Origin of the sequence: Photobacterium pectinilyticum (genome assembly GCF_024357955.1) — a bacterium.
Lineage (GTDB): Bacteria > Pseudomonadota > Gammaproteobacteria > Enterobacterales > Vibrionaceae > Photobacterium > Photobacterium pectinilyticum.
The window spans coordinates 1-8069 of record NZ_JANEYT010000130.1; the positions used below are offsets into that span (position 1 = coordinate 1).

The 8069-nt window shown below is 39.9% G+C and carries 11 protein-coding genes; 1 reads left to right on the plus strand and 10 read right to left on the minus strand.

Translation table 11 applies throughout. From position 1 onward, the window contains the following. Positions 1-515: phage/plasmid replication protein, II/X family (locus NHN17_RS24885; protein WP_255045365.1), on the minus strand; the 515-nt coding region annotated here is incomplete at its 3' end. A gap of 122 nt (positions 516-637) precedes the next feature. Between NHN17_RS24885 and NHN17_RS24890 the strand changes: the two genes are divergently transcribed. Next, positions 638-973 carry a helix-turn-helix domain-containing protein gene (locus tag NHN17_RS24890; protein WP_255045366.1) on the plus strand — a complete coding sequence of 112 codons (336 nt, stop codon included), beginning with the start codon at positions 638-640 and terminating at the stop codon, positions 971-973. Between the two features lie 165 nt (positions 974-1138). On the opposite strand, the gene NHN17_RS24895 is transcribed toward NHN17_RS24890, so the two are convergent. The 9 genes from NHN17_RS24895 to NHN17_RS24935 all read right to left on the minus strand — a co-directional run. Continuing rightward, on the minus strand, positions 1139-1531 hold the full coding sequence (locus tag NHN17_RS24895) for a hypothetical protein (RefSeq protein ID WP_255045367.1): 393 nt from the start codon (positions 1529-1531) through the stop codon (positions 1139-1141). Next, a complete protein-coding gene (locus NHN17_RS24900; RefSeq protein WP_255045368.1) occupies positions 1532-2434 on the minus strand; it encodes a quinolinate synthase in 903 nt (300 codons plus the stop codon). It lies immediately after the preceding gene. A gap of 349 nt (positions 2435-2783) precedes the next feature. Then, the gene (locus NHN17_RS24905) at positions 2784-3953 is read right to left on the minus strand and encodes a zonular occludens toxin domain-containing protein (RefSeq protein ID WP_255045369.1); all 1170 of its coding nucleotides are present in this window, start codon (positions 3951-3953) and stop codon (positions 2784-2786) included. A 9-nt stretch (positions 3954-3962) separates the two neighbouring features. Further along, positions 3963-4280, minus strand: a complete 318-nt coding sequence (locus NHN17_RS24910; RefSeq protein WP_255045370.1) for a DUF2523 family protein — start codon at positions 4278-4280, stop codon at positions 3963-3965. Between the two features lie 98 nt (positions 4281-4378). Then, complete coding sequence (locus NHN17_RS24915) at positions 4379-6058, minus strand: hypothetical protein (protein ID WP_255045371.1); 1680 nt, start codon at positions 6056-6058, stop codon at positions 4379-4381. Between the two features lie 120 nt (positions 6059-6178). Further along, positions 6179-6418, minus strand: coding sequence for a phage coat protein (locus NHN17_RS24920; protein ID WP_255045372.1), 240 nt, complete (start codon positions 6416-6418; stop codon positions 6179-6181). An 11-nt stretch (positions 6419-6429) separates the two neighbouring features. Further along, complete coding sequence (locus NHN17_RS24925; RefSeq protein WP_255045373.1) at positions 6430-6666, minus strand: hypothetical protein; 237 nt, start codon at positions 6664-6666, stop codon at positions 6430-6432. A gap of 15 nt (positions 6667-6681) precedes the next feature. Then, positions 6682-6984, minus strand: a complete 303-nt coding sequence (locus tag NHN17_RS24930; protein WP_255045374.1) for a hypothetical protein — start codon at positions 6982-6984, stop codon at positions 6682-6684. A 14-nt stretch (positions 6985-6998) separates the two neighbouring features. Next, positions 6999-8069 (minus strand): phage/plasmid replication protein, II/X family (locus tag NHN17_RS24935; RefSeq protein WP_255045375.1); only part of this gene is annotated, 1071 nt, incomplete at its 5' end.

Below are 8069 nucleotides of genomic sequence, written 5' to 3' on the forward strand. Positions count from 1 at the left end.
GGTCTTAAATAACGATGAGATACTTTAGTCAGTGAATCTAATGCCGACTGCAGTACGTCAGGGCTATCTAACTGGATGGAGTACGTTGTATCAAAGCGGAAAACTTCGATACGTGAGAAATCCAGCATGTTAGAAAATTGAGGTAAAGCATCTTTAAGAGCTTTTAGAATAAAGGTTGAACATGAGTACAAGCAGTCAGAGCCGAATACGTTATGACCTTGCATTACCTTTGCAGGAGAGGCTTTTAATTCAACACACGCTTCAGTACGAAAACCTGATGCTTGAAATACTTTGAATGCAATCCCTGTATAACTGCTTGGAATGCTGTCCCAAGGGTGACGAACGTTAGACACTTCAGCTATACCGTCTTCATTAGCATCAATAGATCCCTCTAGACGTAAACCACGTTTAGGTAAATCCGACATATCAATAGAAAACTGATACTCCTCACCCACTTGGGTACAAGTCGTATAAGCATCTTTAAAATGTATGCGAAAACCTAAAAAGTCGTACAAAGTGAAAACCTGTCAAGATAACCAATGCGACTATTTTATAGCAACATGTAGAGATAACAAGTGATACTGTACACAAAAACAGATTTAAAATAGAAACTAAAGAACCCCTAATAGGAGGAATCATGGAAATAAAAGACAGATTAGTTTCTATGAGAAAGAAAACAGGGCGAACGCAGCAGCAAATTGCAGAAGAACTTGAGATCAGCTTAACAGCATACAAGAAATACGAATCTGGCTCAGGATTCCCAACAATGGAGAATCTAATCAAGATTGCAGATGCTCTAGAGATATCCATAGATGAACTGTGCGGTCGATGGGAGACAAATAAAGATCAAGAATTAATGATAAGAATGAAAAAAATCAAAACTCTTGATGAGCAAGAAAAAGAGGTTATCAATACTATCTTAGAAAGCATGTTAATCAGACATGCTACCAAGAGCATCATAATGGGTACATAAGTAAAAAGTTCGGTATTCGGACTATAAGCCACTATTAAAGTATGTGGCTTAGCCAGTTTGAAGCAAGAACGAAAAGACCCATGTACAAAGAAAAGGCAACCACCCCGCAAGCGGGGTCCCCTCCTTTAACTTGTACATGGGTCTCTCAGTAAAAATTAAAAGTAACTATTCAATCCATATGGAGCGCAACGATTTGATTGCACCATTCTTTATGTTTAAATCCATAATGCAAAATGGCGTTCTAATAAATCGAGTAAAAGATGAATGATTACGCATGAGGCTGTCATAATTGACGTTCTTATCAAGCAAATCAAAAAGCTCAAGCATTAAAAATCTAAGGTCAGTATCTGAATCCACCTCTGGACAAGCTTGAAATAACTCATCATGAAGATGATAGTGACGGCCAACAATAGAGTTGATAGTTAATGCAATAAGTCTAAGATTAATATGGAAATCATCATCTTGTGACAATTCGTTTAATACTCGTGGAGTATTAAAAGAACCAATCATTAAGTCTAAGTGCAACTCAATTTGGTTATGATATTTTTCAAACATCATTTAAAAATCCAACATGTTCATCAATCCAACCTTTGCTGAAGATATTAATTCTGGTGAAAGAATGACCTCATTTTCTCGGAAGTTATCTAATAGAGAACTCTCATTTAGTTTCATATGAGGACAGCGAGCACAAGAAGTACAACTCGCTGATTCTTTGCCTGTTGGACCCGGAATAAATGACTTTTCAGGAAAGGCATCAGACAAAGACAAAATGAGGCTTTTATCCGTAATAACGATAAACTCTCTCGAAGTGGAGTTTTTAATGTAGTTAATCATTCCACTTGTGGAACCGACATAATCAGAAGCATCCAAGATTGGGAGTCCAGCCTCGGGATGTGATACGATTTCAGCATCAGGGTGTAATGTTTTTAAACCAAGAGTCTTTTCTAAATTAAACTCCTCATGAACAACACAAGTACCATGAAAATAATCAAATTCAATGCCAGTTTTTTTTATTACAAACTTAGCTAAATTGGAGTCAGTGCCAAATACAACCTCATAGCCTAAGTTATCAATATGTTCAATGATTTGACATGCATTAGAGGAGGTTACCACATAGTCAGCAAGAGATTTTATTTCAGCAGAAGAGTTAGCATAAACAACCACTTTTTTACTCGGATTACTCAATACAAAATCACGAAAATCACGAAAATCATTAAAGTCAACATCGTCAGTCAAAGAACAGGAAGCATCTTTTGAAAGCATGTAAATCTTTTTTTCAGGAGCTAATATCTTAGCTGTTTCTCCCATAAAACGAGATCCTGCAATCAAAATCTCACTAGATGACGAATTCATACAAAACTTAGCTATCTCTAAAGAATCCCCAACAACTCCCCCACTTTCAATAGCAATTTTCTTCAAATCTGGCGTTACGTAATGATGAGCACAAAAAACAAAACTCAAGTTAACCTCTGGATTTTTAAACGAATTATAAGTTGAAAAATAGTATCAACTATTTGCATATTAAACAAATGCACATTATGGGAGTTATGTGTACGGGCTTCACTGGCAAAGCGATTTTCTTTCCTAAGCATCACGAACGGCACAAGCTTGTTCGGATTTAGCTAAGTCTCTCGCCCACCCTTTGCTAACGTTCAGACGCAAGGCAAACCCTAAACATAACTCCAACCACATAATGCGCACTTGTGGGTTTTGGTTTAACGGGTTAATTGGTGTTGTTACTGACGCGCTGCGCTTGTCGGATTTGCTTAGGCTCTACATGCAAGCATATAGCAGCCTAATCAAACCTAATCTATGGTGTGTTGCTTGATAATGCGGATGTGAATGATGATGTAAGATCCATGCTTTGATTTTGACCTTTGGGTTTAGTGCCTTCGCAGTAAACAAAGTCCTGATAGTCATCGTATTTGATTTCAACTAAGCAATGTCCCATGACCGCCACGTCATACCCAGCCATGTATAAATCTTGAAGCTTTAAAGGAAACTCATAGCGTGATTTGTTCATTGCCTTAAAATACACTTCTGATTGACGATGTAATTTGCCTCTGTCGTCCTTATAAGACGTCATAGACGAACCCGTGATAGATAGACTCAATTTTTCAAAAGGATGCGCTACAGAGCGTTTAGGCGTTTTTATTGGCGGTATTTTCTTTTCTTGATGGTTAGCTTGGGCTTGTTCGACCACTACGGCTTGAGGCTCTTCAACGGGTTCTGTACCAAATAAAGCCAGTGCGCTAGAAATAGACATGGGTAAAGCGATCACAATGGCAGGAATGCCAACCCAAAAATACCACCGCTTCCAAATGGGTTTAATATCGGATGAATGCGCTTCATTGACGGCTTTGTCAGACTTGGTATGGGAAACATAGAAAGGGAAAAAACGAGATTTATAGTTTCTGACGTTCGTATTGAGTTCAGCAGCTCGCCCCTCTGCACCATCGAGCACCTTTTGGGTGTAAGTCTTATCAGAGCCTGCTGCTGTATGTTTAGAGACTCGATACTGAATTTGAATCATCGCCCTCACGTCTTTATGCAGCTTACCCAAACTTTGCGTCATTAATAGAATGTCGTGTCCATAATGACGGTGCATAGATAAATAATCTAACACTCCAGATAAATGTTCGGTTGCTTGCTTCCCTCGCCCCTGACTAGGCAGTACAAAATGACATTCATCAATAACGAATAAAGCCCCTACACCATCGTCATTTTTCCATTCATCCGCAGTGAAACATTGAGCTGTGGAAAAAGCCCTGACAGAGCCAGATTCACGGGAATAACTGTCCTCCCGAACCTCGATTAAATCCAATATTTCAGCACCAAAGACGGATTCAAAGTGTTCTAAATTCAACGGTACATTGGTAATGACTTTTCGCCCCTCTTTCAGGGCTGGAATGATGTGGTAGACAACCGATTCATAAGACTTCCCCGAACCCGGTCTACCGACAATAATATTAATTGGCATACACTCCCCCTAAGAGCCAAGTCGTGTAAATGGGACAAGTTGAAGCCCAAGACGAATCAAAATAGCCGAGACAATAATAACGCTCGCTTCATTGACTCCCACTAATGCCATGATTGACTTAACTTCATTGGGTATAAGGTCGATGTATTGGATAACATTTAAAGCCGAAAATGATGAACCGACACCATCAATGGCTAGCAAAGAGACAGAGAGAAGCCCATCAAAAACAAATAAAGCAATGTCTGTTAAGAGATCATACAAAGATAGCCATAATGACCAACAAAAATTAACCGCATCATTCCAACGTTCAGCAAACCAATCCAACATAACGACTCCTATAAAACATCAAAAATGACAAATGCAATCATGCGAGAAATCAAGAAGCCGAAAAGCGGATATAGCAAAAACTCTATGATTTCCATAACTTAACCTCCAAAGACCAAGCGACGGGCTAACATAACTGAAGTAAAGAGAATAAAAGCTCGAATGGCTAACCAAACACGACTGTCTATGTCGATAACGTGACAACCAAAATCAACAAAACCCAAATCAAAACACATAGACCAAGACGGAATACCATCGGATGCGTACGTCAATTTGAAGGAATCAACCCAGCCTACTAAAGCTGTATTTTGGAGATTGTTATTGTAGTTATTCCAAACTCCTGCAAACCCATCGGGATAACGAGACTCCCAAAAACTAGAGGCTTGACCTTTATCAGGGACTAAATTAATTGGAACCGTTGACGTTGATAAGCCCTCTATTAAGGCATTTGTTCTATCTATTCGATTCTCAACACCTGATAAATCCACATCAACATTGAGAGAAGATAAGGTGTTATTCACTGTATCTAACCTCGTTTCTATGCCCGATAAATTAGAAACCGTTACCGCGCTTCCTTGCACTGGAGGGTTTGTAATCGGTGGATTTACTGTAGGCTGTTGAACAATCGGTGCTGGCGCATCAAAAATTGGTTTAATCAAATCCTCGACTATTGCATCAGTATCAGGGTCACCTGTTGGTACGCCTGTTAAACCTGAATTAATGGCATCTGCATAGATAGGGTCTGAAATAGGCGGTAAAGGTCTACCAGAGGGTAACGATACCGGACTACCACCTACGGCTTCAGGTGTTGGGATATCATTTTCATCAACAGGTATTACAACTGTATTATCCAAAAAATGCTCTTGAGGTAGCGAGTAACAATTGTCATCAACACAATAATTTAAGTCATTGTCCGTTACCATATCTATAGGTAGTTCATCGCCTACTAATTGGTCTTCAAGAACAACCTCCAAAGCTTCGTCAAATAGTTCTTCTTCTGTTTTTTGCTCAGGGAAAATTAATTGAATCTCACTGATTGGCTGCTTATTCACAATGCGATTTGAACCATTCACTGTAATATCAACCCACTTTTCACCACTTAAAATCAATGAATCTGCGGTCATAGCCCAGACATCAATTCTATGATTGCTGTAACAATGTTTAGTTACATAACCGTCAGGGGTTTCCCAAGATGTATTACATTGTGGCTCGACAGAAACTTGACCTCGAAAGCCGTGTTTGTCATGCCAAGTTCGGGAAATAGCCGTACCACAATCATATAAAGTAGACCGTCCATCTTCATCAACTTGTACTGATTCAGTCGTAGGGCAATCAAAATCAAGTTTCATGTTCGTTTTAAAAAGACCAGCATCAAAATCAGTTGCATCTTGACCGTTTGCCATTGACCAACCATATTGATTTCCGCAAGAACTATCTTGATAACAATGGTGGTCATCAATAGAAAGTGCTCCATCTTCTGAAATAAAACCGGCTTTACCCAACAAGTAAGCCCAAGAACCCCAAGGCTTTAAAGCATAATCTGATTCCATGTAATCTTTGATTAAAGGTGTCGTAGCAACGGCAGCCGTAGCGACAACCCCCGCTTGAGTGCCATAATTGACCGCCATGCGAGTAATCAACTGGCGACCCGTCCAAAGCGCAGCCTGACCAGTCAAAGCAACGACAGCAGGCACTAGAGGGACAAAGGCTTTAACAGGACGAAAAGGCGTATAGACAATGAAGAAGCAAAGAAAATACGTGAAGATACGATTTAAAATCATGTTAAGCACCCATAAAAAAAAGGGGCTAAATGCCCCTCATTCCTAACACAAAGGCGATGCCTGACAGACCACCGATTATCATTACAGCAGAATAGAACTGTAATGAAGAGACAGCGATTATCAAGCTCGACTAACCAAACGTTTAGCAAGGCTAATGCCTTTAACCGCTAAGGCGATACCGACAATAACTACACCAGTCGTACCAATGAATGTAGTGACAGTAGACAAATCGACCGCCCCTAGAATTTGGTCAACAGCAGTTGAACCTGCCGAGGCATCTGCAAATGCAGGCGACGACATTAGAATAATTGAAGATGTTGCAACAACAGGTTTAGACGCTTTGCGAATTGAAGTAAACATAGTAAATCCCTCTATACGAGACGTATTAACTTTTTGGCAATGCCAATGACATAACCACCTAAATAACCAATCACTACTACCGCACCAAAAGACCAAGTAAAGACTAAACCTATATCAGATGGTGACACGGTAACATGAGAAAGATTATATTCATCCGCAGCCTGCAAGACATATGTAGTGCAAGTTTCTGGTTTTGTTTCAGTAACATATAAAAAACCATCTACTGTTTTATCTATACAGACTGCCATTATGATTCCTGTAAATTAGCTCTTTGGTGAGTGTGGTTTAGACAGTAATTGAAAAGACTTCAAAATAGCGACAGGCTGTCCTTTCTTAACCGACATACCAATGTCAGCGTCTACTACAATCGGGCTTTGAGCTTCAACAATGGCTTTAACTAAAGCTTTAGCAACAGCGTTATCATTCGCTGTATCAACGCTCATTTTGGCAACTTGTGCGCCAGCCACTTGTAAATCAGTACGAAAATCTTCGCAGGTCTGACAGTTAGCCCATGGGCGACCATCATCAAAACTACCGTATTGTGCAAAGTTAATTGTTGTTCTCATGGTTCATCTTCCTATTATTCGATTGGGTTATATTGAGTTCGAGCGTGTTTGTCATTTGGAGCGTGGAATACTAATTCACTGGTTCCATCAGCAAAGAGGACGAATGACATAGCGGTATCTTGATTTAAACGAACTTCCCTACCCGCTTGCAGTGAACGGGCATACAAAGACGGAAGTTTGTTCGATTCTAACGAGTCTCTAATAGTGTCTAATTCTGTTACTGGTGCTTCAACGTATTCTTCATCAGACAACCACGCTAAAAGCTTCTCTGGTGTATCTAAATCACCCAAATCAGGCTCTTGATAGCTCGCTGGTCGTTGATTTTCGAAATCAAAGGTAAACACTTGAGCTAATGGAAGTTGCTCTGTGTTGTGTAGGTTCTGTAGTTGAGACTTAGATAACCCTATTGCGGTTAAATCTCGAACCCCATCGTAAAAGGTTGATTTTGCCATGGTGTTTTTTACCTGTTCATACGTTGAATGCTTTAAACGGTCGTACAAGGCGAATAAACGTAAGGCTTTGCTTTTTCTTAGCGTTCCTTTTGCGTCTATGGTGTCGTATTCGTTGTGAAGCAAGGACATGATTTTATTGTCGTGAACCACGGATATGGTTGAGTTTTGGACAGCAGAAAGTAGATCTTTCATTGCATCGTGCCAAGCAAAAAGGCAGAAGCTTAACGAGTGTTGTTTTTCGTATTCCTCGACGTATTTAATGAGTTCCCAAAGGTCACGAGGAATGTCATTTTTCTCAAACCATCGAGTTTTAAAACGGCTTTCAAAACGTAGGCGACATTGCGCGAAGTCTTGTAACTCAGGGCTTTCTAATTGATTGATAACACGGTCATAAACCTCTGTTCGTTCTCTTTTTTTCTTCTTTTTTAGATCATCAATCTGGTGTTGAACTTCATCGAGCTTTGAGTAGATACATAATGACGTGGTTCGCCCCGTGTTCGGGTTGTTTTTAGCGTTGTTAAAGTAGACGGTCGATTCAAACTCACCTTGTCGAGAGGGTCTTAAATAACGATGAGATACTTTAGTCAGTGAATCTAATGCCGACTGCAGTACGTCAGGGCTATCTAACTGGAT